The 26,439-nt window shown below is 68.0% G+C and carries 23 protein-coding genes; 7 read left to right on the top strand and 16 right to left on the bottom strand.

The features are described from left to right. Together C556_RS24115 and C556_RS23140 are read left to right on the top strand one after the other, a co-directional pair. Nucleotides 1–1,167: RHS repeat-associated core domain-containing protein (locus C556_RS24115; protein ID WP_281166345.1), on the top strand; the 1,167-nt coding region annotated here is incomplete at its 5' end. After that, nucleotides 1,158–1,454, top strand: coding sequence for a hypothetical protein (locus tag C556_RS23140; protein WP_157236193.1), 297 nt, complete (start codon nt 1,158–1,160; stop codon nt 1,452–1,454). The genes C556_RS24115 and C556_RS23140, both read left to right, overlap by 10 nt. 286 nt (nt 1,455–1,740) lie before the next feature. On the opposite strand, the gene C556_RS0114170 is transcribed toward C556_RS23140, so the two are convergent. Next, complete coding sequence (locus tag C556_RS0114170) at nt 1,741–2,772, bottom strand: ABC transporter substrate-binding protein (protein ID WP_018748912.1); 1,032 nt, start codon at nt 2,770–2,772, stop codon at nt 1,741–1,743. Nucleotides 2,773–2,842: 70 nt separating this feature from the next. After that, nucleotides 2,843–4,219 carry an LLM class flavin-dependent oxidoreductase gene (locus C556_RS0114175; RefSeq protein WP_018748913.1) on the bottom strand — a complete coding sequence of 459 codons (1,377 nt, stop codon included), beginning with the start codon at nt 4,217–4,219 and terminating at the stop codon, nt 2,843–2,845. 292 nt (nt 4,220–4,511) lie between these two features. Between C556_RS0114175 and C556_RS0114180 the strand changes: the two genes are divergently transcribed. After that, on the top strand, nt 4,512–6,428 hold the full coding sequence (locus C556_RS0114180) for a B12-binding domain-containing radical SAM protein (RefSeq protein ID WP_018748914.1): 1,917 nt from the start codon (nt 4,512–4,514) through the stop codon (nt 6,426–6,428). A gap of 257 nt (nt 6,429–6,685) precedes the next feature. Here the strand turns inward: C556_RS0114180 and C556_RS0114185 are convergent, their stop codons facing one another. The 8 genes from C556_RS0114185 to C556_RS0114220 form a co-directional block, all read right to left on the bottom strand. Continuing rightward, nucleotides 6,686–7,828, bottom strand: a complete 1,143-nt coding sequence (locus C556_RS0114185) for a 5-(carboxyamino)imidazole ribonucleotide synthase (RefSeq protein ID WP_018748915.1) — start codon at nt 7,826–7,828, stop codon at nt 6,686–6,688. Further along, the gene (locus C556_RS0114190; RefSeq protein ID WP_018748916.1) at nt 7,825–8,097 is read right to left on the bottom strand and encodes a hypothetical protein; all 273 of its coding nucleotides are present in this window, start codon (nt 8,095–8,097) and stop codon (nt 7,825–7,827) included. Before C556_RS0114190 ends, C556_RS0114185 begins: the two co-directional genes overlap by 4 nt. Next, nucleotides 8,094–8,579, bottom strand: coding sequence for a 5-(carboxyamino)imidazole ribonucleotide mutase (gene purE / locus C556_RS0114195; protein ID WP_018748917.1), 486 nt, complete (start codon nt 8,577–8,579; stop codon nt 8,094–8,096). The genes C556_RS0114190 and purE overlap by 4 nt, the downstream gene beginning before the upstream one ends. A 303-nt stretch (nt 8,580–8,882) precedes the next feature. Then, a complete protein-coding gene (locus C556_RS20525; protein ID WP_018748918.1) occupies nt 8,883–9,470 on the bottom strand; it encodes a sugar O-acetyltransferase in 588 nt (195 codons plus the stop codon). A gap of 107 nt (nt 9,471–9,577) precedes the next feature. Continuing rightward, nucleotides 9,578–10,735: a MalY/PatB family protein gene (locus tag C556_RS0114205; protein WP_018748919.1), complete on the bottom strand. Its 1,158-nt coding sequence runs from the start codon at nt 10,733–10,735 to the stop codon at nt 9,578–9,580. A gap of 322 nt (nt 10,736–11,057) precedes the next feature. Then, entirely contained in the window at nt 11,058–11,714 is a 657-nt protein-coding gene (locus tag C556_RS0114210; protein ID WP_018748920.1) for an amino acid ABC transporter permease, read from the bottom strand. A gap of 248 nt (nt 11,715–11,962) precedes the next feature. Then, entirely contained in the window at nt 11,963–12,742 is a 780-nt protein-coding gene (locus C556_RS0114215) for a transporter substrate-binding domain-containing protein (protein WP_018748921.1), read from the bottom strand. 259 nt (nt 12,743–13,001) lie between these two features. Beyond that, complete coding sequence (locus tag C556_RS0114220) at nt 13,002–13,898, bottom strand: DMT family transporter (protein WP_018748922.1); 897 nt, start codon at nt 13,896–13,898, stop codon at nt 13,002–13,004. Between the two features lie 336 nt (nt 13,899–14,234). Here C556_RS0114220 and C556_RS23145 point away from each other — a divergent pair, with 336 nt between their 5' ends. Next, nucleotides 14,235–15,251, top strand: coding sequence for a hypothetical protein (locus C556_RS23145; protein ID WP_157236194.1), 1,017 nt, complete (start codon nt 14,235–14,237; stop codon nt 15,249–15,251). Between the two features lie 66 nt (nt 15,252–15,317). Here the strand turns inward: C556_RS23145 and C556_RS0114230 are convergent, their stop codons facing one another. Beyond that, nucleotides 15,318–17,192 (bottom strand): bifunctional metallophosphatase/5'-nucleotidase, encoded by a 1,875-nt coding sequence (locus tag C556_RS0114230; protein WP_018748924.1) that lies wholly within the window; start codon nt 17,190–17,192, stop codon nt 15,318–15,320. Nucleotides 17,193–17,347: 155 nt separating this feature from the next. Between C556_RS0114230 and C556_RS0114240 the strand changes: the two genes are divergently transcribed. Further along, nucleotides 17,348–18,517 (top strand): benzoate/H(+) symporter BenE family transporter, encoded by a 1,170-nt coding sequence (locus C556_RS0114240; protein ID WP_018748926.1) that lies wholly within the window; start codon nt 17,348–17,350, stop codon nt 18,515–18,517. 144 nt (nt 18,518–18,661) lie between these two features. On the opposite strand, the gene C556_RS0114245 is transcribed toward C556_RS0114240, so the two are convergent. The 3 genes from C556_RS0114245 to C556_RS0114255 form a co-directional block, all read right to left on the bottom strand. Then, a complete protein-coding gene (locus C556_RS0114245; protein WP_018748927.1) occupies nt 18,662–19,909 on the bottom strand; it encodes a DEAD/DEAH box helicase in 1,248 nt (415 codons plus the stop codon). A gap of 712 nt (nt 19,910–20,621) precedes the next feature. Then, nucleotides 20,622–21,275, bottom strand: coding sequence for a DNA oxidative demethylase AlkB (gene alkB, locus C556_RS0114250; protein ID WP_018748928.1), 654 nt, complete (start codon nt 21,273–21,275; stop codon nt 20,622–20,624). Continuing rightward, nucleotides 21,272–21,985 (bottom strand): 2OG-Fe(II) oxygenase, encoded by a 714-nt coding sequence (locus C556_RS0114255; protein WP_018748929.1) that lies wholly within the window; start codon nt 21,983–21,985, stop codon nt 21,272–21,274. Before C556_RS0114255 ends, alkB begins: the two co-directional genes overlap by 4 nt. Nucleotides 21,986–22,126: 141 nt before the next feature. Between C556_RS0114255 and C556_RS0114260 the strand changes: the two genes are divergently transcribed. After that, nucleotides 22,127–22,744, top strand: a complete 618-nt coding sequence (locus tag C556_RS0114260; protein WP_018748930.1) for a DNA-3-methyladenine glycosylase family protein — start codon at nt 22,127–22,129, stop codon at nt 22,742–22,744. 9 nt (nt 22,745–22,753) lie between these two features. Here the strand turns inward: C556_RS0114260 and C556_RS0114265 are convergent, their stop codons facing one another. Both C556_RS0114265 and nudC read right to left on the bottom strand, forming a co-directional pair. Further along, the gene (locus C556_RS0114265; RefSeq protein WP_018748931.1) at nt 22,754–23,107 is read right to left on the bottom strand and encodes a DUF6404 family protein; all 354 of its coding nucleotides are present in this window, start codon (nt 23,105–23,107) and stop codon (nt 22,754–22,756) included. Nucleotides 23,108–23,199: 92 nt separating this feature from the next. Continuing rightward, a complete protein-coding gene (gene nudC / locus C556_RS20530; protein ID WP_018748932.1) occupies nt 23,200–23,994 on the bottom strand; it encodes an NAD(+) diphosphatase in 795 nt (264 codons plus the stop codon). 616 nt (nt 23,995–24,610) lie between these two features. Here nudC and C556_RS0114275 point away from each other — a divergent pair. Beyond that, the gene (locus C556_RS0114275; RefSeq protein WP_018748933.1) at nt 24,611–26,356 is read left to right on the top strand and encodes a hypothetical protein; all 1,746 of its coding nucleotides are present in this window, start codon (nt 24,611–24,613) and stop codon (nt 26,354–26,356) included. Nucleotides 26,357–26,439 lie beyond the last annotated feature (83 nt).

A 26,439-nucleotide genomic window follows, 5' to 3' on the forward strand; every position in this document is an offset into this window, starting at 1 on the left:
AACGGCAACCGCACCGAAAAGCGCACCGGCAGCGCCGTCACCACCCACACCCACGACCCCAACAGCAACCGCCTGCTCAGCGTGGCCGGCAACCTCAACGGCACCTACAGCTACGACGCCGCCGGCAACGTGGTCAACGCCGGCGCCAACGTCTACAACAACGCCGGGCGCATCCTGCGCAGCAAGAGCGGCGCCGTCTGGTGGGACTACCGCTACAACGCCCTCGGCCAGCGGGTGAAGAAGACCGACAACGCCAGCAACACCACCCTGTTCGTCTACGACGAACAAGGACAACTGCTGGGCGAATACGACGGCACCGGGCAACCCCGGCTGGACACCATCTGGCTGGAGAACATCCCCGTCGCCGTGGTCCAGGCCGCCATCCCCGCGCCCAAGGTGTACTACGCCTGGGCCGACCACCTGGGCACCCCGCGCCAACTGAGCAATCCGGCCGACAACAAGGTGGTGTGGGAATGGGCGATCGCCGAACCGTTCGGCCAGAGCAGCGCCAACGCCGATCCGGACAACGACGGGCAACAGCTGGTCTACAACCTGCGCTTCCCGGGACAGTACTTCGACGCGGAGACGGGGCGGTACTACAACTACTTCCGGGACTATGATCCGCGGATCGGGCGGTATATCCAGAGTGATCCGATTGGGCTGGCGGGGGGGATTAATACTTATGGGTATGTTGGGGGGGATCCAATATCCCTGATTGATCCTGACGGCTTATGCCCTTGCGGAAACCCTGCTGATGTACTAAAAAAAGCCCGTTCAGATCAGCGAGATTGGAGCAAAAGTGCTGATCGAAGTGATGTTAACAGCGGTTTTGGCCCAAATACTAATAAATGCAATCTTTTCGCTGATACCCAATACGAAAGTGCAGGATACAACTTGCCAAATATCGGAGGTGGGCTGCTGTCTCAACTCATTGGAAAGAATCCGCCGGGTGCTGGTGAGCTTTCGAAACCGGACTATTCAGTTCCTGGCTGGCCAACGGTTTCAGGACCTGCTCAGCCAGGGGATTTGGTTGCATCTGGCGGGCATGTTGGGATTGCAACAAGTGCTACGACTACTATTTCAGCATCTCCCACTGGAGTGCTAGAAAACGGTTGGGGATTTCGCCCGGGGCAACAGAGCGTGATTAGGAGGTGCTCATGCAAGTAATGCTAAAGCACTGCATTGTCGGAGTTGCGGGCTTAATCATTCTTGGTGCTGCAGTGTTGGTCACGCACCAATATACCAAAGTGGCGTATCACGCAGTTGGCTTCAATGATGGAATAATTGATTCAAATATGAGAGTGCTAAATCTTTTTACAGAAGTTTCGGGCTCGATTCCTGTGTGCACAGCTGAGCAACAATATATAGGAAAGGTAATTGTTTCAGTTAAGGCTGAGGCTATTTACGCCATCAGCAAAGGATCTAACGTAATTTCGTTGTGCAAAGCACAGTAAGCTGTAATGGTTTGGCGGGGTGGGTGACAATAAACAACGCGCATTGCACCGCATGCTGATTGTTTGGTTTTGCGTCTCCTGCCGCGCTTTGCTTGTCGGCCAACTCAATGACAGCACACTAAACACGGTGTGCCACCATTGAGCTGGCTTTGTCTTTCGCGCTGAGTAGTCCCGTTTGGTATTTGGCTTATCCTCGTCCAGCAGCCATTCCACATACGCTTTAGCTATCCCATAAAAATCGCCAGGCTATTTGCATTGTCCTGCTTGCTCAGTTCAACTGGCCCCCTCACCCCCAATACCCCACCAACCCCAGCTCCCGCAACGCCGCATCCAGATAGCGCCGGTCGAACCAGCTTTCGACGTCGATCGGTTTGCGGATCAGCCGGTGTTGCAGGGCCACGGTGGCGGCCTGGCGGGTGCGCTGGGCCAGGCCGGCGTCGAGCAGTGGCGAGAAGCGGTCGGCGAGGGCGATGCCCTGGTATTCGCGGCGGTAGGTGGCTTCCGGCACGGCGCCGGCGGAGGCCCACAGCTTGAACACTTCGTCGCGGTGCGCGGGGTCGCTGGACCATTGCGCGGCGCGCAGCAATGCCTTGACCACGCGGGTGGTGGCTTGCGGGTGCTGCCGGGCGAATTTCTGGTTCACCAGCACGAAGCCCTGGCCGATGGGGCCGGCCTCGGTGCGTGAGCTGTAGACCAGCACGGCGCGTCCGCTATCGCGGAAGTTGACCAGTTCCAGGCTGCCGAATATTGCGTCCACGTCGCCGGACAGCAGCGCCGCCTTGGCGGTGCCGGGCTCCATGTTGATCACGCGCACGTCCTTTTCGCTCAGGCCATGGGCGGCGAACAGGCGTGCCGCCGCCAGCTGGGTGGCGGTGCCCTTGTGGTAGGCCACCCGCTTGCCGCGCAGGTCGGCGATGCCGCGGATGCCGGCGCCGGGCCGTGCCACCACGTAGACGTCGGCGCGCGCGCTGCCGAGGATGGCGCGGGTATCGACGCCCACCGAGCGGCTGACGATGGCGGGCAGGTCGCCCAGGGTGGTGAAGTCGAGCTGGTTGTTGGACACCGCCTCGTTCACCGCCGGCCCCTGGCCCTTGAAGAAGATCCACTCGATCTTCACGCCGTCTTTGGCGAACTCGTTTTCCAGATAACGATGCAGCTGCGCCACCGAGATCCAGCCGGTATTGACGCGCGGCGGCTTGCCGACGCCGGCGCTGGAGATGCCGAAGCGGATCACCTCGGGCAGCTGCTCGGCGGCGTGCAGGGGCGTGGCCAGGGTGGTCAGCAGCGCCAGCGCGGCGGCGACGATCGATTTGAACATGGTGGTCCTCGAAGTCCCCGGCGGGGCCGGGGACGGTTGCTTTCGATGCGTTGGGTTGAGCGGCAGACGCTCAGCCCGCCGCCAGTGCCGGCGCCGCCTCGCGCGCGGCGGTGGCCGTTGCGACGAAGCGGTTGTCCGGCCGCGCCAGGCCCAGGTTGTCGCGCAGGGTGTGGCCTTCGTAGGCGGTGCGGAACAGGCCGCGCCGTTGCAGTTCGGGCACCACCAGCTCGACGAAATCGTCCAGCCCGCCCGGCAGCCACGGCGGCATCACGTTGAAGCCGTCGGCGGCGCCCTGCTCGAACCACGATTGCAACTGGTCGGCCACCTGCTCGACGCTGCCGACCACGGTCCAGTGGCCGCGCGCGCCGGCCACCCACAGGTAGAGCTGGCGGATGGTGAAGCCGTGCTGGCGGGCGATGGACAGCATCAGCGCCTGCCGGCTCTTCATGTTCTCGGTCTCGGGCAGTTCGGGCACCGGGCCGTCCAGGTCGTAGCGCGACAGATCCACGCCGCCGGCCAGGTTGGACAGCAGCGACAGCCCGACTTCCGGCAGGATCAGCGCCTGGAGTTCCTCGTACTTGCGCTGGGCCTCTTCCTCGGTGCGACCGACCACGGCGAACACGCCGGGCATGATCAGCAGTTGCTCGGGGCGGCGGCCGTGATGCGCCAGCCGGCCTTTCACGTCGGCGTAGAAGGCGCGCGCTTCCTCCAGCGTCTGCTGCGCGGTGAAGATCACCTCGGCGGTTTCGGCGGCGAATTCCTTGCCGGTGTCGCTGCTGCCGGCCTGCACGATCACCGGGTGGCCCTGCGGCGGGCGCGGCACGTTGAGCGGGCCGCGCACCGCGAAGTGCTTGCCGGCGTGGTTCAGCTCGTGGCGCTTGGCCGGCTGGTAGAACTGGCCGCTGGCCTGGTCGCGCACGAAGGCGTCGTCCTCCCAGCTGTCCCACAGGCCCTTCACCACGTCGACGAATTCGCGGGCGCGGTCGTAGCGGTCGGCGTGCGCCGGATGCTGCGCCAGGCCGAAGTTGCCCGCGGCGGTGCCCGAGCCGGTGGTGACCACGTTCCAGCCGGCGCGGCCGGCCGACAGGTGATCGAGCGAGGCGAACTTGCGCGCCAGGATGAACGGGTCCTCGTAGGTGGTGGAAGCGGTGGCGACGAAGCCGATGCGCTCGGTGACCACCGACAGCGCCGAGAACAGCGTCACCGGCTCGAAGCTGCCGCCCCACGCCTGCTTGCCCTCGGCGGCGGCGGTGGCGCCGTAGCCGGCGGCCAGGCCGTCGGCCAGGAACAGCGTGTCGAACAGGCCGCGCTCGGCGGTCTGCGCCAGCCGTACGTAGTGGGCCAGGTTGATGGCGCCGTCGGCCTGGGCTTCGGGGTGGCGCCAGGCGGCGACGTGGTGGCCGGCGCCGGGGATAAAGGCGCCGAGGCGGATCTTGCGTTGGCTCATGATGCTCCCTGCTGTTGGAAGGCCCCTGGGATGGGGCGGTGCGCTGATACAGCAAGCGGCATGCCACAGTTGATATCGAAGTAGAATCAATGGGTTGTGGCGACGCGATGTTGCGATCGCAGCAATGGGCGCCACACGCTGCTGGCGCCGCAGCACGCCGTGCCGCCCGGCAACGCCCGGCCCGGCGCGTGGCGGGCTCTGGCACAATGGCGCGCCGGTCCGCCCGGTGGTTTTTCCGAATTCTTCTCGCTGCCGGTGCGCGGCCCTCGCCCATCGGCGCCAAGGTTTTGCCATGTCGATTCCCGCTTCGCTGCGCGTGCTGTCGCTCATCCCGCCGATGACGCAGCTCAACACGCCGTATCCGTCCACCGCCTATCTCACCGGCTTCCTGCGCTCGCGCGGCGCGACCGCGGCGCAGGAGGATCTGGCGCTGGCGCTGGTGTTGCGGCTGTTCTCGCCGGCCGGGCTGGATGCGTTGCGCGAGCGGGTGCAGGGCGTGCCGCCGCGCAAGCGCTCGCCGGCCACCCGGGTGTTCGACGCCGAGTTCGCGCGCTACCGCGCGGTGATCGCGCCGACGCTGGCCTTCCTGCAAGGCAAGGACGCCACGCTGGGCCACCGCATCGGCAGCCGCGCCTTCCTGCCCGAGGGGCCGCGCTTCGCCTCGCTGGAGGTCTACGTCGACCCGGACGACCCGGACGGCGGCGATCCGCTGGCCTGGGCCTTCGGCGCGCTGGGGATGCAGGATCGCGCGCGCCACCTGGCGACGCTGTTCCTCAACGATCTGGCCGACGTGGTCCGCGACGTGGTCGATCCGCGCTTCGAGTTCGTGCGCTATGCCGAATCGCTGGCGCAGAGCCAGCCCACCTTCGAGCCGCTGGCGCAGGCGCTGGCCGCCGCGCCGACGCTGGTGGACGACACGCTGCACGTGCTGACCCAGGAGGCGCTGGCGCGCCACCGCCCCGACGTGGTGCTGCTGTCGGTGCCGTTCCCCGGCGCGGTGTACGGCGCGTTCCGCATCGCGCAGCGCATCAAGGCGCACGATCCGCGCATCGTCACCGTGCTGGGCGGCGGCTTCGTCAACACCGAGCTGCGCGAGCTGGCCGAGCCGGCGGTGTTCGACTACTTCGACTTCGTCACGCTGGATGCCGGCGAGCGCCCGCTGCTGGCGCTGCTGGAACACGTGGCCGGCGAGCGGTCGCGCCAGCGGCTGGTGCGTACCTTCGTGCGCGACAACGGCGCGGTGCGCTACGTGAACTTCCCCGAGCCGGACGTGCCGTTCGCCGAGGTGGGCACGCCCACCTGGGACGGCCTGCCGCTGGATCGCTACCTGTCGCTGCTGGACATGCTCAACCCGATGCATCGGCTGTGGTCGGACGGGCGCTGGAACAAGCTGACCGTGGCGCACGGCTGCTACTGGAAGAAGTGCAGCTTCTGCGACGTCACCCTGGATTACATCTCGCGCTACGAGACGGCGTCGGCCGCCGAGCTGGTCGACCGCATCGAGCGCATCGTCGCCGAAACCGGCCAGACCGGCTTCCACTTCGTGGACGAGGCGGCGCCGCCCAAGATGCTGCGCGCGCTGGCCGAGGAACTGCTGCGTCGCAACGTGACCATCTCGTGGTGGGGCAATGTGCGCTTCGAGAAATCGTTCAGCCGCGAGTTGTGCCAGCTCCTGGCGCAAAGCGGCTGCATCGCGATCTCCGGCGGGCTGGAGGTGGCGTCCGACCGCCTGCTCAAGCTGATGAAGAAGGGCGTGTCGGTGGAGCAGGTGGCGCGGGTGACGCAGGCGTTCACCGAGGCCGGCATCCTGGTGCACGCCTACCTGATGTACGGATTTCCCACCCAGACGGTGCAGGACACGGTGGACGCGCTGGAATACGTGCGCCAGTTGTTCGAGGCCGGCTGCATCCAGTCCGGCTTCTTCCATCGCTTCGCCTGTACCGTGCATTCGCCGGTGGGCCAGCATCCCGAGGAATACGACGTCACCCTGCTGCCGCTGCCGCCGGGCGGCTTCGCCAGGAACGACATCGGCTTCGTCGATGCCACCGGCGTCGATCACGACCAGCTGGGCGCGGCGCTGAACAAGGCGCTGTACAACTACATGCACGGCATCGGGCTGGACCAGGACGTGCGTGCCTGGTTCGACACCCGCGTCCCCCGCAGCCGCGTCCCACGGCAGTTCATCGAACGGGCATTGCTGGGGGAGTAAGGCTGGTCGGGCGGGGTTGAAACCTGAAACCCCACGTCTTGAAACACAGAGGACACGGAGAGCACGAAGGCTCACAGAGAAAACCAGGAGAGGGGAAGAGCCAGGGAAGGGAAGCATGTTGCATGCACCTTCCGCAGGATGCGGCGCAACAAGTCATGCCGGCTCGCACCGCTCTTTTTCTCTGGTTTTCTCCGTGGAACTCTGTGTTCTCTGTGTCCTCTGTGTTTCAAGATTTGGGGTTTAGCAACCCCAATCCCTCACCCCAGCGTATCGCGGATCGCCCGGGCCTGTTCCAGCGCGCTGTCTGCGTCGGCGGCCAGGACGTTGAAGTGGCCCATCTTGCGGCCCTGGCGGGCTTCGGTCTTGCCGTAGAGGTGCAGCTTGGCGTTGGGCGCGGTGAGCAGGATGTCCCAGTTGGGCTCGGCGCCTTCCTCGCCCCACACGTCGCCCAGCAGGTTCACCATCACCACCGGGCTGTGCAGGTCGGTGCGACCGGGATAAAGGCCGCACATGGCGCGCACCTGTTGCTCGAACTGGCTGGTCAGGGTGGCGTCCAGCGTGTAATGGCCGCTGTTGTGCGGGCGCGGCGCCATCTCGTTGATCACCAGCTCGTCGCCTTCCAGCACGAAGAATTCCACCGCCAGCACGCCGATGTAGTTCAGCGCCTCGGCCAGGCGCATCGCCATGGCGCGGGCGCGTTCGGCGATCTCGGGCTTGACCCGCGCCGGCACGATCGACACGTCGAGGATGCCGTCGGCGTGGTGGTTCTCCGCCACCGGAAAGCTCACCACCTCGCTGGGCGCGCTGCGGGTGACGATCACCGACACCTCGGTCTCCAGCGGCAGCATCTTTTCCAGCACACAGGGCTGGTGCTTCAGTTCGGACAGCGCGTAGCGCGCCTCCTCCACCGTCTTCACCCGCACCTGGCCCTTGCCGTCGTAGCCCAGGCGCGCGGTCTTGAGGATGCCGGGCAGGTAGGGCGACAGGTCGGTATCCAGGTCGCGCGCGGTGCGGATGGCGAGGAACGGCGCGGTGGACAGCCCGGCCTGGCGGATGAAGGTCTTCTCGGCGATGCGGTCCTGGGCGATGGCGACGCAATCGCCCGACGGCGACACCGGCACCCCTTCGCCGGCCAGCCAGCGCATCGAGTCGGCGTTGACGTTCTCGAACTCGGTAGTGACGGCGGCACAGGTGCGGGCCAGCGTGTGCAGCGCGGCCTCGTCGGTATAGGGACGGCACAGGTGCACGTCGGCGAAGGCGGCGGCGGGGGCTTGCGGGTCCGGGTCGAGCACGGTGACGCGATAGCCCATGGTCTTGGCGGCGGTGGCGAACATGCGCCCCAGCTGGCCGCCACCCAGGATGCCCAGCATGGCCGGTGGCAGGATCGGCTTCACGGTCATTGTTCCTTGGCGTGTTTCTGTTTCACGTATTGCAGTTGGGCGTAGCCCCACAGGGCCATGCCGTAGACCGTTCCGGCCACGAAGCCGAACGGCAGGTTGTCGAGGACGGCGAGGAAGTAATCCGGCGCGCGGCCGGTCATCGATTCCACCGCCGAGAACAGCACGGCGAAGCTGACGCCCCAGACCACGGTGCCGCGCCAGAAGAAGGCGTGACGCCAGCCCTTGGCACGCACGCGCGCCCAGCGCTCGGCGTCGTCCAGCCCGTTCATACCTCGGGCAGCGTCATCGCCAGCACGGTATCTTTCTGGCGCTGGCGGAAGGCGTCCAGCTGCGCGGTCAGCGCGGCGTCGCCGCCGCCCAGCATCGCCACCGCGAACAGCCCGGCGTTGGCGGCGCCCGCCTCGCCGATGGCGAAGGTGGCGACCGGAATGCCCTTGGGCATCTGCACGATGGACAGCAGCGAATCCTCGCCGCGCAGGTACTTGGAGGGCACCGGCACGCCCAGCACCGGCACGGTGGTCTTGGCGGCCAGCATGCCCGGCAGGTGGGCCGCGCCGCCAGCGCCGGCGATGATGGCCTTCAGGCCGCGCGCCGCCGCCGTCTCGGCGTACTCGAACAGCAGGTCCGGCGTGCGATGTGCCGACACCACCTTGCACTCGAACGCGATGCCGAATGCCTTCAGTTGCTCCGCTGCATGGCGCATGACTTCCCAGTCGCTGTTGCTGCCCATGACGACGCCCACTTGCACCATGCCGTGACCCTCGAAAAAAAGGTGTCAATTGTACCCATACGTCGCCGTCGATCGTAAGCACCGCCGACAAGGGGGGGCATTTGCCGAAATTGCGGACAGCGGCGGGCAAGGTGGCTGGCGCCGCATATAACCATTGACTGATATTTGATCGACGCAGGATGATCGACGCCAGACTGTAAGCAAGCTCTTGCGCGCTTTCATTCATCCTCTGCTCTACGCGCCGGCCTCGTGGCCGGCGTTTTTTTTGTCCGCACCCAATGCAAAGCGGCCGTCACGGACGGCCGCTTGCGGCAGCGACGGCGCTCAGCGCTTTTCGCGCTCGGCGTACAGCGTGGCCATGTCGGGCGGATCGAGCTGGCGGACCACCCGGCACGGGTTGCCGGCGGCCAGCACGCAGCTCGGCACGTCGCGGGTGACGATACTGCCGGCGCCGATCACGCTGTGGTCGCCGATGGTGACCCCGGCGCAGATGATGACGCCCGCGCCGATCCACACGTTCTGGCCGATGGTGATCGGCGCGGCCTGGAAGGCGCAGCGCTGGCGCGCCATCGGATCCACCGGGTGGGTCACCGTCAGCACCTGCACCCCGGGGGCGATCAGCGTGTAGTCGCCGATGGTGATCGGCGCGCCGCCGTCGAGCGCCGAGCCGGAGTTGATGAACACCTTCCTGCCCAGGCGGATATTGCTGCCCCGGCCGATATACAGCGGCGCGGCGGCGTTGGTGCCCTCGCCGCATTCGGCCACCAGCTGCGGCAGCATGGCGTGGCGTTCCTCCCAGCTCATGGACGGATCGTTGTAGCGCAGCAGCATCGCGCGTTCGTGCTCGTAGCGTTCGCGGGCTTCGGGGTCGAAGATTTCGTCGAAGCCGTAGGTGACCAGGTTTTCGCGCATTGCGCGGCTCCGTAAGTAATCGATGGAACAAGCTTAGCGCCGCCGTTGCCGTCCCCGGCAGTCCGTCCGCTCACAGCGACAATTCGGGCAATGTCTGCCGGCGATCGTCAGCCTGGTTGCGGCAATTTGTCCAGCGCGGCGCGCATTCGCGTCAGCGCTGCGGCCAGCGTGGCGCTGGGGCAGCCGAAGTTCAGCCGCACGAAGCCTGGCGCGCCGAAATCCGCCCCGTCGGACAAACCGACCCCCGCCGCCTCGAAGAACGCCTGCGGGTGTTCCAGCCCGGCGCCCCGACAGTCGATCCACGCCAGGTAGGTGGCCTGCGCCGGTAGCACCCGCACGCCGGCCACGCCGTCCAGCGCGGCGACGATGGCGTCGCGGTTGGCGCGCAGCACCTCCAGCAGTTCGGCGCGCCACGCGGCGCCCTGGCCATAGGCCGCGGCGGTGGCGGTCAGCCCCAGCAGGTTGGGATGCGGCACGATGCCGCGCATGGCGCGCTGGAAGGCGTGGCGCAGGCCGGCGTCGGGCACCACGGCGAAGGCGCAGCCCAGGCCGGCGACGTTGTAGGTCTTGGATGCCGCCATCAGCGTGATGCTGCGTTGCGCGGCATCGGGCGACAGCATGGCGAACGGCAGGTGGCGCGCGCCGGGCTCCAGCAGCAGGTCGCAGTGGATTTCGTCGCTGACCACCACCAGGTCGCGCCGCCGCGCGATGTCGGCGATGGCCTCCAGCTCGGCGCGATCCCACGCGCGGCCCACCGGGTTGTGCGGATGGCACAGCAACAGCACCCGCGCGCCGGCGGCGGCCGCGTCCAGCGCCGGCAGATCCCAGCGCCACGGCAGCGCGTCGTCGGGCTCCAGCAGCGGCACCTTGAGCAGCGTGCGTTCGGAATACTGCGGCGCCGACATGAACGGCGGATAGACCGGCGTGGCGGTCAGCACCGCGTCGCCCGGCTGGCCGACCGCGCGGCAGGCGACGTTCAGCCCGGTGACCAGCCCCGGCAGCGGCACCAGCCATTCCGGCGCGATCTGCCAGCCGTAGTCGCGCCGCGCCGCGCCCAGCACCGCGCCCACCATCTCGCGCGTCGGCTCGCTGTAGCCGAAGCTGCCGCTCGCCACCCGCGCCGCCAGCGCCGCCGTCACTTCGGGCGGACTGGCGAAATCCATGTCCGCCACCCACATCGCCAGCACGTCGCGCCCGGCGTAGCGGTTCCACTTGATGTTGTCGGCCACCTCGCGCGAGGCGGAACGGGTGAAATCGTAGGGCATCGGTTGCTCCGGAAAATCGTCAAACTACGCCGCGCCCACCGATGGCGCGCGCGGAATCAATCAAGCTGTGCAAGGGACGCGCCGCTGCCGGCATGGCCACTCTTTGGTCGCCCCGATGCAGACCAGCCCCAAGTACCCCACTGTCTCAACCCACCTCAATCGCACCACGAACGAGCGTAGCGAGGCTCCCTCGCGGCGGCGAGGGCGGGGGGAGTGGATTCAAGAAGGAAGCCGATGCTGCACGCATACCAGTTGAGTTTCGCACCCGGCTTCGCCGGGGGCTTGCTGCACCTGAGGTCATCCAGTGTGGTTGACCTGCACATCATCGGCGCCACTCAAGGCGCGCCTCGACCTGGCGCTGCACCCACTCGAACGCCGCGCTCATCGCCCAGTACAGCGCGGCGGCGGCCAGGTACAGCGGCAACGGCTGGAAGGTCTGCGCGATCACTTCCTTGGTGGCCAGCATCAGCTCGGTGACGGTGATCACCGACACCAGCGACGTATCCTTGATCAGGCTGATCAGGCTGTTGGACAGGCTGGGCACCGCCAGCCGCAGCGCCTGCGGCGCCACCACGTGGCGCATGGTCTGCCACCAGGTCAGCCCCAGCGAATACCCGGCGTGCCACTGGTCCCGGCTCACCCCGGCGATGGCGCCGCGCATCGATTCGGACAGGTACGCCGCCACGTTCAGCGTCAGCGCCAGCACCCCGGCGGTGGCCGGCGAGAATTCGATGCCCACGCTGGGCAGGCCGTAGTAGATGACGAAGATCTGCACCAGCAGCGGCGTGCCGCGCATCGCGCTGACGTAGAACGTCGCCACCTGCGCCAGCACCGGCACTTGCGCCACGCGCAGCAGCGCCACCACGAAGCCCAGCGCCAGCCCCAGCACCATCGCGGCCAGCGCGAACGCCAGCGTGTAGCCCGCGCCCTTCAGCAGGAAGGGCCAGGCAAGGTGAAACAGATCGATCCAGGTCTGCATGGCGGGTTCCGACGAAACAAGAAAACCCCCAGGGACGGATGCCCTGGGGGCCGGTTTGAAGCATACGGCGAATCAGGCGTGCTTGCGCGCGGGGTTTTGAACCCTACACCTTGAACCACAGAGGACAGTGAGAGCAGGGAGTTACACGGAGGAAACCTTCAGGGTCTGGTTTTCTCCGTGACCCCTCTGTGTCCTCACTGTCCTCTGTGGTTCAAGATTCAGGGTTCAGCGCTGCCCGCCAACACCAATCACCGAGCGGCCGGGGCCTTCGACACGTCGGTGCCGAACCACTTCAGCGACAGCTTCCTGAAGCTGCCGTCGGCGATCAGCGCCTTCAGCGCCTGATCGATGGCGGCCTTGAACTTGGGGTTGCCCTTGGCGAACGGAATCGCCGAGGTCACCACCTCGCCCACCGGCGCGCCGGCCTTCACCGGCAGCTTCGATTCCTTGATGGCGAACGGGATCATCAGGCTGTCGTTGAGCGCCGCGTCCAGCCGGCCCTGCGCCAGATCCTGTAAGTACTCCGGCGCGCCGGGGTAGGTCTTGACGTCGATGCCCGGCACCGACTTGGCGAACTCGGCGTAGTTGGTGCCCAGCCCCAGGCCCAGCTTTTTGCCCTTCAGATCGTCCAGCGACTTGAACACCCGCTTCTCGTCGCGACGCACGATCAACTGCGCGCTGGAATAGGTATACGGAATCGAGAAATCGAACACCTCGCGGCGCTTGGCGCTGTCGCCCACCTGGTTGATCACCACGTCGAACTTGCCGGCCTGCAGGCCCGCCAGCAGCCCGCTCCACTCGCCGGTGGTGAACTGCGCCTTCACCCCCAGCTTCTGCGCCAGCGCGCGGGCCAGCTCCACCTCGAAGCCGGTCAACTGGCCCTGTTTGTCCTTGAAGTTGAACGGCGGATAGGTGCCCTCCAGCGCCACATTCAACGCACCGCGCGCTTTCACGGTGTCCAGCAGATCGGCGGCCAGCGCCTGGGTGCCCAGCGCGATCAGCGCCAGCGCGGCAAGCAGTCGTTTCATGCTAATAACCTCACGTTTTGAATGGTAAAGTTTTAATAACCAACAGAGCCTAACAAAAGTGGATCGGTGCGAAAAGTTCGGGTTTGCACGGATGAACCCTAAACCTTGAACCACAGAGGACAGTGAGAACACGGAGATACACAGAGGACCCCAAAGCGTTTTGGGTGTTTCGGGTACGGTTTTCTCAGTGACCCCTCTGTGTTCTCCGTGTTCTCTGTGGTTCAAGATTTGGGGTCTGGCCAAGGTTTGAGGGATGCCCTCACCGCCGCTTCCCCACGATCCACACCCCGCCGATCACCACCGCCGCGCCCAGCCACTGGATCGGGCCGAGGTGTTCGTCCAGCACGCCCAGGCTCAGCACGATGGTCAGCACGGGGCCCAGGCTGCCGATGATGGCGGCGCGGCTGCTGCCGATGCGGCCGATGGCGCCGGCCAGCGCATAGATCGGCAGCACGGTGGCGACGATGGCGATGGCCAGCGCGTAGGCCAGCACCGGCCACGGCTGGAGCAGGTCGGCCAGCGGGCGGGTGGCGGCGAAGTGCGTGCCCATCGCCAGCGCGGATACTGTCAGCGCCAGCTCGGTGAAGCGCATCGCCCCCACCCGGGCGATCACCGCCGGGCTCCAGGTCAGGTATAGCGCGTAGGACAGCGTGGACAGGAATACCAGCACCACGCCGCTCCATTGCGCGCGGGCGTTGGCCAGGTCGGGCACCAGTACCAGGATCATCCCGGCATAGGTCAGCGCCAGCGCGCCGACCACGCGCGCGGTGAGGCGCTGCTTGAGCAGCCACGCCGACAGCAGCACGGTGAAGGTGGGATAGAGCATCAGGATCAGCCGTTCCAGGCTGGCGCTGACCGTCACCAGCCCCAGGAAGTCGAGCAGGCTGGACAGGTAGTAGCCCAGCAGCCCCAGCAGCAACAGCCACCAGCGGTCGCGCCACGCCAGCGGCGACGCGGGGCTGCGGCGCCACAACCGCACCAGCAGCAGGAACGGCAACGCCAGCAGCAGCCGCAGCGTCAGCAGCGTGATCGCGTCCACGTGGAAGCGATAGGCCAGCTTGACGAAGATCGCCTTGGAGGCGAAGCCGACGGCGGCGAACACGGCGAGCGCGACGCCCATGCGGAAGGCGGAGGCTGGAGCGGTCGAATCGGGCATGGCGGTTCCTGTATTGGGCGAACCGCGATGGAGCAGAAGGCACACACCGCGGTCGGGATTTCCACGGTGGCGACGAGAACGGACGCGCTACCGCGGCGGGCGGATCAGCCAGCCGGCGGTTTTCGGGGTGATATGGATATTGCGGCGCGTCATGGTTGCAAGCTAGCAGCGCTGGGAAGATAGGGTCAAGTTACGTGATGTTCAGATAACTTGGGGCAAATCACTGCGCCGATTACGAGCAGCTGTTAAATAAAATGTTTTTTCCAGAAATTTGATAGCAAACAATGAGTAATTTATGGGGTGTCCGGGATAGTGTTTCGGAGATCGCAATGGGACTTGCTGATCGAATATATGAGGGAGTATGTGATGTCGAAATACGGTACGCGCCAGGGAGTGATCTATTGTGCAATCGCTGTGCTGGCGGGGGCATTGGCGGCTTGCGGCGGAAGTGGCGACGCCACGGTACCTCCGGTTCCATCGGAACCATCGCCTCCGCCAAAAATTCCCGAAACCTACGGCCAGTGCCTGGAGCAACTGGCCAGTCTGCCTGCCGGTGTTGCGAGTGCGCCGGTATCGGTGACGGCCAGTGAGCCGATTGCCGTGGCGGATGTTCACGTGAACGAATGGACCGGCTTCGAGCCAAGCAGCGGTAACTGGAATGGTGCGCGCTATTTGAATAGTCGCGAATACGAGTTCCCACCGCGTACCACGAGTTGGGTCAATGAATCTGGAGAGACCACCGTTGCTCAGCAGGTCATGGCGGAGACACGTCACACTGGCTTGGTTTTTTACGAAAATGCGCAGTCGCGAGAGACGGTTTTCGCGTCTCAGCCGGGCTATCCATACAATGCGCCGCCGCTGCTTAAAACCACATTCTATGGGGCGGATGGGCGCTATCTGGGGCGCAATGGGACCTTCAACGGCATCGAATCGCGGGAACTTAGCACTGCCGAGAAAGCCTTGCTGGCCAAGGGTGAAACGATGGCGCTGCCTTCCTATGGCGTTTGGGAGATCGTATCTGGGGGCGCGCCAACTAGATTCGGGATGTACGAGATCAGCTATCGCTACGATGGCTTGGAGGCGGTTCAAACGGGGCTGATGGGGGAGGTTCATGCATGCAAGCTCGTCAATGAACGGCGTTTTCATGCCGTGCTGCCAGATGGCTACGTCATCAAGGATTTCACACGGGAACTCATCACGACCTGGTCCGTGCCCCGGGTGGGGGTGATTTATCGCGAGGAAGGGGAATGGGGCTCCAATGATTTCGATCGTCACACGGTAGTCAAGGTCGACTTGGCCTGGCGCGTGGTGAATGGGGTGAAATACACGATGCCCCGTACTAATCCAGATTGATCCGAGCCCGCTCGCCCCAAGAAAAAGCCCACCGTCGCCGGTGGGCTTTTTCTTGGCTGATGAAAGTCATGGCTGGCGAGGTTCTTCCGGCGAAGGTTGCAGATCGACGAACCTCCGCGTGCTGAATCCGTCCTCGTCCGGCGGGGTCAGCCGTGGCGGGGTGCCGGGCTGGTCGGCCAGGTAACGCAGGAACGCTTCGGCGTAGTCCAGCCCCAGGTCGAGTCGCCGCTCGCCGCGGATCGTCGCCAGGGTGGCGTAGCGGTCGCCGCCGTCGGCCAGGAAGTCGGAGACGATCAGCCGGTACTGCGTGGCCGGCTCCAGCGGCTGCCATTGGCCGTCGCGCGCGATCTCCAGCTGCGAGAAGCGTTGGCCGCGCGGCTGGTTCGGATCGACGTGCCAGCGCAGCCCGGCGGCGTAGGGATAGCCGCCGCTGCTGCGCTGCGCCGGATCGACGATGGGGTCGAGCGCGTCCTCCAGCGCCGCCTGCAATTCGTCGCCGCGCAGGGTCAGCCGCACCAGCGTGTTCCTGAACGGCAACAGCGCATACACGTCGCGCACCCGCACCTCGCCTTGCGGCAGGTCCACCCGCACCCCGCCGCCGTTGACCAGCGCCACGTCCGCGCCGCCAAAGCGCCGCCCCTGTTGCAGGAACGCTTCGGCCACGCGCTGCTGCACGTCGCCGCCGTGGGCGATCACCCGTGGCTGGCGGTCGCAGGCGTCGCCCAGCGTGGAGCGCGACGGATCGAGGCGCCGGCCGGGTACGCGGCGCAGACACAAATTCCGGGTCGCCAGCGCGACCACCTGGTCGCCGAAGTGCAGCCGCGCGGCGCGGTACGGCGCCAGCACTGCTTCGGCCCGCGCGTCGGGGGCGATCACCCGCAGCGCGTCGCTGGCGGCCAGGTCGGCCAGCATGGCGGCGCGGTCGGCGTCGCCCACCGGCTTGCCATCGCGGCGCAGGTCGTCGCCCAGCAGCAGCCACGGCTGGCCGCCGCAGTGCAGTACATCGCCCGCGGCGTCGAAATCGACCGTCAGTTCGCCGACCATGTAGGCGTACTGCCACGCCTGGACCACGCAGACGCGCCTGCCGCGCGCGTCGCTGACTTCGGTCGGGTAGGGGCCGTCCGGCGTCAGGCCGTAGTCTGCCAGCGTGGCGGGGCCGAGCAGGGTGTGCGAATCGCCGCCGACGATCACGTCCACGCCGTTCAGGCGGCCGGCCAGCGCCTGTTCGCGTTGGTAGCCCAGGTGGCTGAGCAGCACGATCCTGTCCACCCCCTGCGCGCGCAGCCGGTCGATCTGCGCCTGGGCGCTGGCGGCCTCGTCGGCGAAGGTGGTGCCCGGATCGGGGCGCGAGGCGTATTGGGTCTTGGCGGCCACGGTCAGGCCGATCACGCCGATGCGCCGGCCCCCGCGCGTCAGCACCACCGCCGGCCGCACCGCGCCGGGCGCGACGGCCGGGTTCAGTGGCGAGGCGGGGCCGAAGCGCGCGTTGGCGCTGAGCACCGGGGTATGGCACGGGCCTTCGCCCAGGGCATCGAGGAAGCGCTTCAGGCCGCCATCGCCGTGGTCGAACTCGTGGTTGCCCAGCGTCATCGCGTCGAAGCACACCGTGTTCATCAGCGCGGCGTCGGCGCGGCCATCGTTCAGGTTGAAGTAGAGATCGCCGGTGAGCGCGTCGCCGGCGTGCAGTGCCAGCACGTTCGGCTCGGCGGCGCGGATCGCGGCGATGGCGGCGGCGGCGCGGGCAAATCCGCCGTGGCTGAGCGTCACCGGCCGCCGCACGCCGTCGGCGCCGCGCAGCGGCAGCGTGACGGGCTCCGGGTCGAGGTGGGAATGCACGTCGTTCAGGTGCGCGATGGTCAGCCGGTACGGTGCCGGCTGCGGCGTGGCGCAGCCGGCGAGCAGCGACAGCAGGGCCAGCAGGCAGGTCCGGCGAAGGATCATGACGGGGGCTCCGGCGAGTGGGGCGGTCAGCATCGGCGCCGCCGGTGACGCCGCGATGACGCGGTGTATCGGCGGCGGCGCAGGGAAGCTGTAACTAGGTCGAAGCGTAGCCGCCTTGCCACAATGCGCCATCGTCATTGCGCAGGGCTGCCCCGATGCGTCTGCTCCAGGATTTCTCGCTGTCGGCCGTGGTGGCCGGTTTCGTCACCGTGCTGGTCGGCTTCACCAGTTCGGCGGTGATCGTGTTCCAGGCGGCGCAGGCGCTGGGGGCCACGCCGGCCCAGATCGCCTCGTGGATGTGGGCGCTGGGGCTGGCGATGGGCGTCACCTGCATCGGGCTGTCGCTGCGCTACCGGGTGCCGGTGGTGACGGCGTGGTCCACCCCGGGCGCGGCCATGCTGGTGACCAGCGTGGCGGGGGTGACCATGCCCGAGGCCATCGGCGCCTTCATCCTGTGCGGGCTGCTGATCGTGCTGGCCGGCGCCAGCGGCTGGTTCGAGCGCGCGATGGCGCGCATCCCGGTGGCGATCGCCTCGGCGATGCTGGCCGGCGTGCTGTTGCGTTTCGGCATGGCGGCCTTCGTCAGCCTGGGCACCCAGCTGGCGCTGGTCGGCGCCATGCTCGCCACCTACCTGCTGCTGCGCCGGCTGTGGCCGCGCTACGCCATCGTGGCGGTGCTGCTGGTCGGCGTGGCGGTGGCGGCGATACAGGGCCAGTTGCACCTGGGCGGCGTGCGCTGGCAGCTGGCCGCGCCCGTGTTCACCCTGCCGGCGCTGTCATGGCAGGCGGTGCTGAGCGTGGCCTTGCCGTTGTTCCTGGTGACCATGGCATCGCAGAACGTGCCGGGCGTGGCGGTGCTGAAGGCGTCGGGCTATCACCCGCCGATCTCGCCCATCATCGCCACCACCGGCGTGGTGGCCACGCTGCTGGCGCCGTTCGGCGCCTTCGCGCTCAACCTGGCCGCCATCACCGCGGCGATCTGCATGGGGCCGGAGGCGCACGAGGACCCGGCCAAGCGCTACACCGCCGCCATCGCCGCCGGGGTGTTCTACCTGATCGTCGGCCTGTTCGGCGTCACCGTCGCCGCGCTGTTCGCCGCATTCCCCAAGGAACTGGTGCTGGCGCTGGCCGGGCTGGCGCTGATCAACACCATCGGCAACGGCTTGGCCGCCGCGGTGAGGGACGAAGCGCAGCGCGAACCGGCGCTGATCACCTTCCTGGTCACCGCCTCGGGCGTGACGCTGTTCGGCATCGGTTCGGCGTTCTGGGGACTGGTGGCGGGCGCACTGGCGTTCGCGGTGCTGGGGTGGCGGCGGGGGAAGTAGTCCTCAACCTGGAGGTAACCCCAAATCTTGAACCACAGAGGACAGTGAGAACACGGAGTTGCACAGAGAACCCCAAAGAGAGTTGGGTGTTCGAGGGTACGGTTTTCTCAGTGACCCCTCTGTGTTCTCCGTGTCCTCTGTGGTTCAAGATTTGGGGTTTCCCCCCGCCGCCGCAGCAGCCTCCCGCAGTTTGTCCTTCTTGCTCTTGCGCCGGCCCTTGATGCCGCCGGGGCCGGGGGTGGTGGGGGTGGTTTCCTTGGGTTCGAAGCCGGCGACGATCTCGCGCGGGACGCGCCGGCCCTGGCGCTTTTCGATCAGTTGCCAGTGCGCCTCGTGGCCGGGGGCGACGAAGCTGACCGCCACGCCGTGTTCGCCGGCGCGGCCGGTGCGGCCGATGCGGTGCACATAGTCGGCGGTCGAGCGCGGCAGGTCGTAGTTGACCACGGCGGGCAGTTGCGCGATGTCGATGCCGCGCGCCGCCACGTCGGTGCAGATCACCACCGGCAGCCGTCCGGCCTTGAAGTCGGACAGCACCTGGATGCGCCGCCCCTGGCCAAGATCGCCATGGAACGCCGCCGCCGCGATACCGGCCTGCGCCAGCTTGGCCGCCAGGTGCTCGGTGGTGTGCTGGGTGGCGACGAACACCAGCGCCTGCGCCCAGCCTGTTTCGCGCAGCAGGTGCACCAGCAGCGCCGCGCGGCGCGCGGTATCGACGGCGATGGCGCGTTGCTCGATCGCCGCCAGGTCCTGGGGGGCGTCGTCCGGCGCGACGCGGCAGGGGTCGCGCAGCTGGCTGGCGGCCAGCGTGTCCACCTGGGTGGGCAGGGTGGCCGAGCACAGCAGCGTCTGCCGCGTGGCCGGCAGTTGCGCCAGGATGTCCGCCAGTTCGTCGGCGAAGCCCAGGTCCAGCAGGCGGTCCGCTTCGTCCAGCACCACGGTCGCCACGTCGTCGGCGCGCAGGGCGTTGCGGTCGAGCAGGTCCAGCAGCCGTCCCGGCGTGGCGACGACGATATCGGCGCCGCCGCGCAACGCCATCATCTGCGGATTGATCGAGACCCCGCCGTATACCGTCATGATCTTGAGCGGCCGTGGCAGCTGCGCCGCCAGCGCCGTCAGCGTGGCGCCGATCTGCATCGCCAGTTCGCGCGTCGGCGCCAGCACCAGCCCACGCCACCGCCGCGGCCCATCGCCCCGCGCGTCGTGCACCCGTTGCAGCAGCGGCAACCCGAACGCCGCCGTCTTGCCCGACCCGGTACGCGCCTGGAGCAGCACGTCGCGCCCTTGCAGGACGGCGGGAATCGCCGCCGCCTGGATCGGGGTGGGGGTGTGGAATTGTTGTTGCTGCGCGGCGCGGGCGAGTGCGGGGATCAGGCCGAGGGCGGTGAAGGGCATAGGAGGGAAGGTTATGTGGCGCGGGGGCGTCAGTTTACCCCTGTGGGTTGGGGACTGTTTTGAGGTTGCAACTTCAACTTCAACGACCTTAACCGCCTAGCGCCTGCGGCGCGGTTGCTTGATGCCCTTCGCGACCGGGCGGGCCGGTTCATTTCTTTTGCTTCTCCAAAAGAAACGAACCAAAGAAAAGGAGCCCCGCGTTTGCGCCCCTCCGGGGTACCCTGCGTCGGTCGTGAGCCTAAGGTCTCGCTCCCTCCTCGGCGCCACGTAACGGGAGGAACCCCCGTTGGGTGCGACGGGAAGCGGGAAAAAAACAAACGCGGGCTTGTACTTTTGGGTCGGCAAAAGGCGCGCGTGCGTCTGCTGGCCGTCGCACACGTCACCCCTTCCCTTCAAGGGGAGGGGCTGGGGGAGTGGATGGTCTGCCCGGGGCCCCTCAGCAGCGCCGAGTAGAGGACAAGCGGGGCGGGGTTTCGGCGAGGACTGTCTGAGGGCGCGCAGCGACCGAGTTTCGCAGCCGCCGACCCGATTGTCCGGCGCGAGGGAACCCCGAAGGGGCGCGTATGCGGGGCGGCCTTTTCTTTGGTTCGTTTCTTTTGGCCGTGCAAAAGAAATGAACCGGCCCGCCCGGCCGTTGAGGGCGTCAAGCCATCCGCGCCGCAGGCGCTAGCAGGGGTTCAAAGCAGTTGCAGTTGCAACCACAACCACCCCCCTAATTCACCTGCCGAAAAGTCAGATTAACCCGACACTCCCCCAACAACGGATGCACCCCCGCCTTCACCGGCAACACCCCGTGATACCGCATCCGCGCCGGGCCGCCCCATACCACCACGTCGCCGTGCGCCAGCGGAATGCGCCGCGTGGGATCGGTGCGCTGGTCGCCGCCGAACAGGAACACCGCCGGCAGGCCCAGCGACACCGAGACGATGGGTTGGCCGAGCTGGTGCTCGTTGCGATCCTGATGCAGCGTCAGCCGCGCGCCGGGCTGGTAGCGGTTGATCAGGCACGCCTGCGGGTCGAAGTCGGGGAATCCGGCGCGGCGGGCGGCGTCGAGGGCCAGGGCCAGCCACGGCGCGGGGATCGCCGGCCAGGGCCGGCCGCTGTCGGGGTCGATGCCGCTGTAGCGGTAGCCGCGCGCGTCGCTTACCCAGCCCAGGCGGCCGCAATTGCTCATCGCCACCGACATGCGGTGGCCGCCCGGGGTGACCAGGTGGCGGAACGGCGCCCGCGCGATCAGCGGCGCCAACGCGGCCAGGATCGCTTCCTGGTCGGTCAGCGCCAGCCCGCGCAGCACCACCGCGCCGGGGGCCAGCGGCTCCTGCCAGTGCGGTTGCTCGTCGGGGTGGTCGAACAGGTCGAGGTTCATGAGGCGTCGTGGAAGATCAATCCGAGAGTATGGCGCCGGCCGCATCGCACTTCGCTCACACCGTGGCGCAAGGTGGCGCGGTGGATGCCGCGGCCGCCCTGTGCCGGGCGGTGATGCACCGCGAAGATCACCGCGTCGCCCTGGCGCAGCTGCACCACGGCGGCGCGCGACTGGCGGCGCGGGCGCTGCTCGGTCAGGACGAACTCGCCGCCGTCGAAGTCGGCGCCGGGCCGGCTGAGCAGGATCGCCACCTGCAACGGAAAGACGTGCTCGCCGTACAGATCCTGATGCAGGCAGTTGTAGTCGCCCTCGCCATATTGCAACAGCAGCGGGGTGGGGCGGCGCTGGCCCGCCGCGTGGCAGCGCGCCAGCCAGTCGGCCAGCGCGGCCGGGTAGCGCAACGGTAGTCCGAGGGCCGCGTGCCAGCGGTTGGCGATGACGGACAGTGGCGGATAGAAGGCGTCGCGCAGCGTGGCGACCGGCTCGGGCAGCGGATAGGCGAAGTACTGGTATTCGCCTTGGCCGAAGCCGTGGCGCGCCATGTCGATGCGGCTGCGGAACAGCGTCGTGTGCGGGTAGAGCGCGGCCAGCGCGGCGCAGGTGTCGGGGTCGAGCAGTGCTTGGACGAGCGCGTGGCCGCGTTCGGTCAGTTGCTGTTCCAGGCATGGCCAGTCGAGCGCGCCGATGCGGGCGGACAGGTCGGTGGGCATGGGGGCTCCGCCGGGTGGTAAACCGTCACGGTACGCCGGCGCCGATGCGGACGCACTCCGGCGCTTGCGCCGACGGCAAGCGGCGGAGCGACGGCGCGGCGGTTTGCTGTTTGAATGGCGTTTTCCCCTTACCGTGCCGCCATGACCGACGCCTACCTTGCCGCTTGCAGTCACCTCGCCGCGCTCGACGCCGACTGGGCCGCACTGCTGGCGCGGGTCGGGCCGTGCGGCCACCAGCCCAAGCCGGCGCGCGAACCCTACGAGGCGCTGGTGCGGGCGGTGGCCTACCAGCAACTGCATGCCCGCGCCGGCGATGCCATCCTGGCGCGACTGGCGGCGCTGACGCCGCACGCGCCGTTCCCGATGCCGGCAGACCTGCTGGCCTTGTCCGACGAGGCGCTGCGCGGTTGTGGTTTTTCCGCGCGCAAGGCCGCTACGCTGCGCGCCATCGCCGCCGGCACGCTCGACGGCACGGTGCCCGACCGCGCCACCGCCGGGACGCTGGACGACGCGGCGCTGGTGGCGCGCCTGACCGCATTGCCCGGTATCGGCCGCTGGACGGTGGAGATGCTGCTGATCTACACGCTGGCGCGGCTGGACGTGCTGCCGGCCGACGACTACGGCGTGCGCGAAGGCTACCGGCGGTTGAAGGGGTTGGCGGCGGCGCCCGGCCCGGCGACGCTGCGCGCGCTGGCGCAGCCGTGGGCGCCGTACCGCACGGTGGCGGCGTGGTATCTGTGGCGGGTGCCGCGGGATTGAGCGCGGCGCTCAGTCCGGCAGGTCGGACCAGGGTGGCAGGTGCAGCCGCCACGCCTGGTAACCGTAGAACACGGCCATCCCCACGCCGAACAGCAGGCCGGTCAGGACGGCGGTGAACACGGCCAGCCGCGGCGACATCGATTGCGGCCCCCAGATCACCAGCCACATGGTGCCGCCCCAGACGGTGCCGAACCAGACGGCGTGATAGATCACGTTGCCGGGCCAGGAGCGGAAGTGCGGCGGGCGCAGCGGCACGCCCATCCGCCATGCCACCCGGCACAGCCAGGGCGCGCGCGAACTTTCTGGGATACCGGCCGCCGTGAGCAGCGCCTGGGCGCGCGCCAGCCTGGTCTGGAACGACATGGAAACCTCCGCACGGTCGAGCGAGCAGTGTAGGAGGCGATCCACCCCGCTGCGCCCGTCCTTTGTGACGGCCCGCTGGCCGGCCGGAGCGCTCAGCGCGCCAGGGCGGCGCGGATCAGGCGGTAGGCGATGCTGCCGGGGCTGGGCAGATCGGGCAGGCGCTCGGGGGTGAACCAGCCGGCGTCCTCGATCTCGCCGGCCTCGGGCACGATGTCGCCGGAGACGTAGTCGGCCTCGAACGCCAGCATCAGCGAGTGCGGAAAGGCCCAGCTCTGGCTGCCGAACCAGCGCAGGTTGGCGATGCGCACGCCCACTTCCTCCAGCGTTTCGCGGTGGGCGCAGGCTTCCAGGCTTTCGCCCGGCTCGACGAAGCCCGCCAGCGCGCTGTAGACGCCGGGGCGGAAGTGCGGCGAGCGCGCCAGCAGCAGCTCGCGCCCGCGCCGCACCAGCACCATCATCGCCGGCGAGACGCGCGGCCACACCTGGTGGCCGCAGGCGTCGCAGCGGCGGCTGGCCTCGTCGTCCAGCGCGCGGGTGGCGTGGCCGCACACGCCGCAGAAGGCATGGGTGCGATGGAAGGTGAGCAACTGGCTGGCGCGCCCCGCCATCAGCCACGCGGCCTCGTCCAGCCGGCCGTAGCTGCCGCGCAGGCCGTGCGCGGCCACGCCGGCCGGCAGGGCGTCCAGCGCGCGCCAGCCGGCGGCCTGGATCGGCCGGCCGTGGTCGTCGCCGATGTGCAGCAGCAGTTCCGGCGCCGGCAGCCGCGCCAGCGCGGCGGGGCGGTCGTCCTCCAGCAACAGGGTGTCGCCGACGAAGCTCAGCGTCAGCGCGTCGGGCAGCGGTCGGGACAGCAGGTGGTAGTGCGGCTGGAACGATTCGGGAAGCATGGGGCGGCGGATGGGCGGGACGGTGTCCGATGGTGCCGCAGCGGCACGGCGGGCCGCAAGCGCGGCCGATGGTTGCGGCGATGCCGGACCGATGCCGGACCGCGCCTTCGCGCATGGCCGCGGGCGACGCTGGCGTGAGCGGCCGCGCCGGGCGATCCATCGCACCGCGCGTACGTCGACGGGCGCTGGCGCATCCATCCGTCGGCGTGGCGCGACGCCGACCAGTGGCGGCGGACAGGGCGGTTGGTTTCCTTGTGGCTTTCTGGGCTCATCAGCCAACGCGGCCCGGCTTGCGCCGCGTGGCGCGACACGGCGTCTCGCCGTGTCATCGGCCCGGTTGGCGGCGGATTGCACGCATCGACTTCCTACACGGCAATGACAATAACATCATTCTCTAATGACGACGTTCATCAGCTTTCAGTAGGTATCTGAAATTTAAAGGCTGCGCCCGCGTGGGCATGACATAGCGTGGATCGGTCATGCGCATGGCATGAAGCAGCGCGCTACGACCTTCCACGGCGAGCGTCGCCTCGGCGCGCCGCCGCCGCGCCCGAAGGCCGCTCGCCCGCGATATCCGACTCCCGGGGCCATGGCCCCGCATGCAAGGAGCAACAACATGGGCAAGTTCACTGTTCTGGAGGCGGGCCTGACCCGCTTCGACCTGGACAAGGTCATCGCGCTCGGCCGGCCCTGTCGGCCGCGCATCCTCGTCGTCACCGAGCCGAGCCTCAACTACCGCCCCAATTCCGACTTCGGGCTGTGGCGCTTCCTGCACGGCCTGACGGTGGCCGCCGGCGTGACCAACAAGCCGGTGCTGACGCTGGCCTACCGCGGCTCGCACAGCCCCGCCAGCATCGCCATCGAGGACGACAGCTACACCATCGCCAACAACTTCAACTTCGCCACCGCCAGCCCGGCGGTCACCGTGGCCAACTACGACCAGATCTGGCTGTTCGGCATCGCCGACGGCCCGGCGCTGCCGGACAACCAGGTGCAGGTGATCGCCAACTTCATGAACGCCGGCGGCGGCGTGTTCGCCACCGGCGACCATGCCACGCTGGGCAACGGCCTGTGCGGCGACCTGCCGCGCATCCGCCGCATGCGCGAATGGAGCGCCATCCCGATGGGCATCGAGGACGACGTGGACACCGCGGTGCAGCGCATCGACACCGTGGTCAATCCCGGCGCGGGCGGGGTCTACGAGTTCGACGACCAGTCGGACAACATCCCCCAGCGCATCTATCCCAACTACAAGGTCACGCCCAGCGGCAGCCTGTGGAAGGCGGAGATCCATCCCCTGCTGCGCCTGCCGGGCGGCACCCTGGTGCGTACCGAGGGCACGGGCGTGGATGCCCTGTTCGCCAACGACATGGACGTGCTGCCCGACCACCCGCACGAAAGCATCTGCCGTGTGCCCAGCGCATCGCAGCTGGACGACACGTACACCCGCACCAATCCCGACTTCGCCGAATTCCAGCCGTCGGCGGCCACGCCGTCCACGCGGCAGAACGCCGAGATCGTGGCCTACGCGGTCTCGGGCGGGCGGGCGATCTACCGCGTCGGCTACTGGAAGCCGCCGGTACGACCGCGCATGTTCGGCGTGATCAGCGCCTACGACGGCCGGCTGGCCCAGCCCTACGCCGGCCAGACCCAGCGTCCGGGCCGCATCGTCTGCGACTCCACCTGGCACCACTACGTCAACACCAACCTGGACGCCACCGGCACCAGCCGCACCGGCCTGGGCGTGTGGTCCGGCGGCACCCCGGGCAGCGGCACCTTCACCCCGTCGGCCGACCTGGAGAAGATCTACGGCTACTACCGCAACATCGCCGCGTGGCTGCAACCGGCCAACCGCGTGTGGTGCCGCCTGCTGTGGGATCTGGTGGCGGTGCGCTTCAACGCCAAGCTGATCGAGGAACTGCTGGAAGTCGACCGCCTGCGCAACTGGCGCGACCTGGTCGGCCTGGGCCGCGAGGCGGCGCAACTGATCGGCAAGGAACGCGGCCCCGGCTTCGCCGAGGCACTGATCGACGACGTGCTGTCGCTGGACGAACAGAGCGGCGGCCTGGCCGACGCCCTGCGCGCCGACCTGCTGGGCGACACCGATCTGGATACGCTGTCGCTGCGCCACGGCGTGCTCGGCGCGTTGCTGGCGCACTTGGCGCAGGAGCTGCCGCCGCATGACGACGCCGCGGCGTTCAAGGCGCTGTCGCGCGGGGTGGACAAATTGGTCAAGCCGCTGGCCGCCGTCGCCCAGAGCGCGCTGCAACAGGGCCTGGACGACCAGGCCAGGCGCACCGAACGCACCCTGGCCGTACTCAAACGCCGCGCCCCGCCGGTCAAGACGCGTGGCAAGGAGTAGGGGCGCGAAGCGCCCCTGGGAAGGGGGAAGAGGGAAGGGGGAAGGGTAAAAGCAACTGCAACGGCCACAACCACGGCCGGCGA

The sequence above is a fragment of the Chitiniphilus shinanonensis DSM 23277 genome, from assembly GCF_000374805.1.
GTDB lineage: Bacteria > Pseudomonadota > Gammaproteobacteria > Burkholderiales > Chitinibacteraceae > Chitiniphilus > Chitiniphilus shinanonensis.

What these genes read in the sequence shown, in the direction of transcription:
- C556_RS23140 (WP_157236193.1), top strand. Translation starts at nt 1,158, where the DNA reads ATGCAAGTAATGCTAAAGCACTGCATTGTCGGAGTTGCGGGCTTAATC.
- C556_RS0114170 (WP_018748912.1), bottom strand. Translation starts at nt 2,772, where the DNA reads ATGTTCAAATCGATCGTCGCCGCCGCGCTGGCGCTGCTGACCACCCTG.
- C556_RS0114175 (WP_018748913.1), bottom strand. Translation starts at nt 4,219, where the DNA reads ATGAGCCAACGCAAGATCCGCCTCGGCGCCTTTATCCCCGGCGCCGGC.
- C556_RS0114180 (WP_018748914.1), top strand. Translation starts at nt 4,512, where the DNA reads ATGTCGATTCCCGCTTCGCTGCGCGTGCTGTCGCTCATCCCGCCGATG.
- C556_RS0114185 (WP_018748915.1), bottom strand. Translation starts at nt 7,828, where the DNA reads ATGACCGTGAAGCCGATCCTGCCACCGGCCATGCTGGGCATCCTGGGT.
- C556_RS0114190 (WP_018748916.1), bottom strand. Translation starts at nt 8,097, where the DNA reads ATGAACGGGCTGGACGACGCCGAGCGCTGGGCGCGCGTGCGTGCCAAG.
- purE (WP_018748917.1), bottom strand. Translation starts at nt 8,579, where the DNA reads ATGGTGCAAGTGGGCGTCGTCATGGGCAGCAACAGCGACTGGGAAGTC.
- C556_RS20525 (WP_018748918.1), bottom strand. Translation starts at nt 9,470, where the DNA reads ATGCGCGAAAACCTGGTCACCTACGGCTTCGACGAAATCTTCGACCCC.
- C556_RS0114205 (WP_018748919.1), bottom strand. Translation starts at nt 10,735, where the DNA reads ATGCCCTACGATTTCACCCGTTCCGCCTCGCGCGAGGTGGCCGACAAC.
- C556_RS0114210 (WP_018748920.1), bottom strand. Translation starts at nt 11,714, where the DNA reads ATGCAGACCTGGATCGATCTGTTTCACCTTGCCTGGCCCTTCCTGCTG.
- C556_RS0114215 (WP_018748921.1), bottom strand. Translation starts at nt 12,742, where the DNA reads ATGAAACGACTGCTTGCCGCGCTGGCGCTGATCGCGCTGGGCACCCAG.
- C556_RS0114220 (WP_018748922.1), bottom strand. Translation starts at nt 13,898, where the DNA reads ATGCCCGATTCGACCGCTCCAGCCTCCGCCTTCCGCATGGGCGTCGCG.
- C556_RS0114230 (WP_018748924.1), bottom strand. Translation starts at nt 17,192, where the DNA reads ATGATCCTTCGCCGGACCTGCCTGCTGGCCCTGCTGTCGCTGCTCGCC.
- C556_RS0114240 (WP_018748926.1), top strand. Translation starts at nt 17,348, where the DNA reads ATGCGTCTGCTCCAGGATTTCTCGCTGTCGGCCGTGGTGGCCGGTTTC.
- C556_RS0114245 (WP_018748927.1), bottom strand. Translation starts at nt 19,909, where the DNA reads ATGCCCTTCACCGCCCTCGGCCTGATCCCCGCACTCGCCCGCGCCGCG.
- alkB (WP_018748928.1), bottom strand. Translation starts at nt 21,275, where the DNA reads ATGAACCTCGACCTGTTCGACCACCCCGACGAGCAACCGCACTGGCAG.
- C556_RS0114255 (WP_018748929.1), bottom strand. Translation starts at nt 21,985, where the DNA reads ATGCCCACCGACCTGTCCGCCCGCATCGGCGCGCTCGACTGGCCATGC.
- C556_RS0114260 (WP_018748930.1), top strand. Translation starts at nt 22,127, where the DNA reads ATGACCGACGCCTACCTTGCCGCTTGCAGTCACCTCGCCGCGCTCGAC.
- C556_RS0114265 (WP_018748931.1), bottom strand. Translation starts at nt 23,107, where the DNA reads ATGTCGTTCCAGACCAGGCTGGCGCGCGCCCAGGCGCTGCTCACGGCG.
- nudC (WP_018748932.1), bottom strand. Translation starts at nt 23,994, where the DNA reads ATGCTTCCCGAATCGTTCCAGCCGCACTACCACCTGCTGTCCCGACCG.
- C556_RS0114275 (WP_018748933.1), top strand. Translation starts at nt 24,611, where the DNA reads ATGGGCAAGTTCACTGTTCTGGAGGCGGGCCTGACCCGCTTCGACCTG.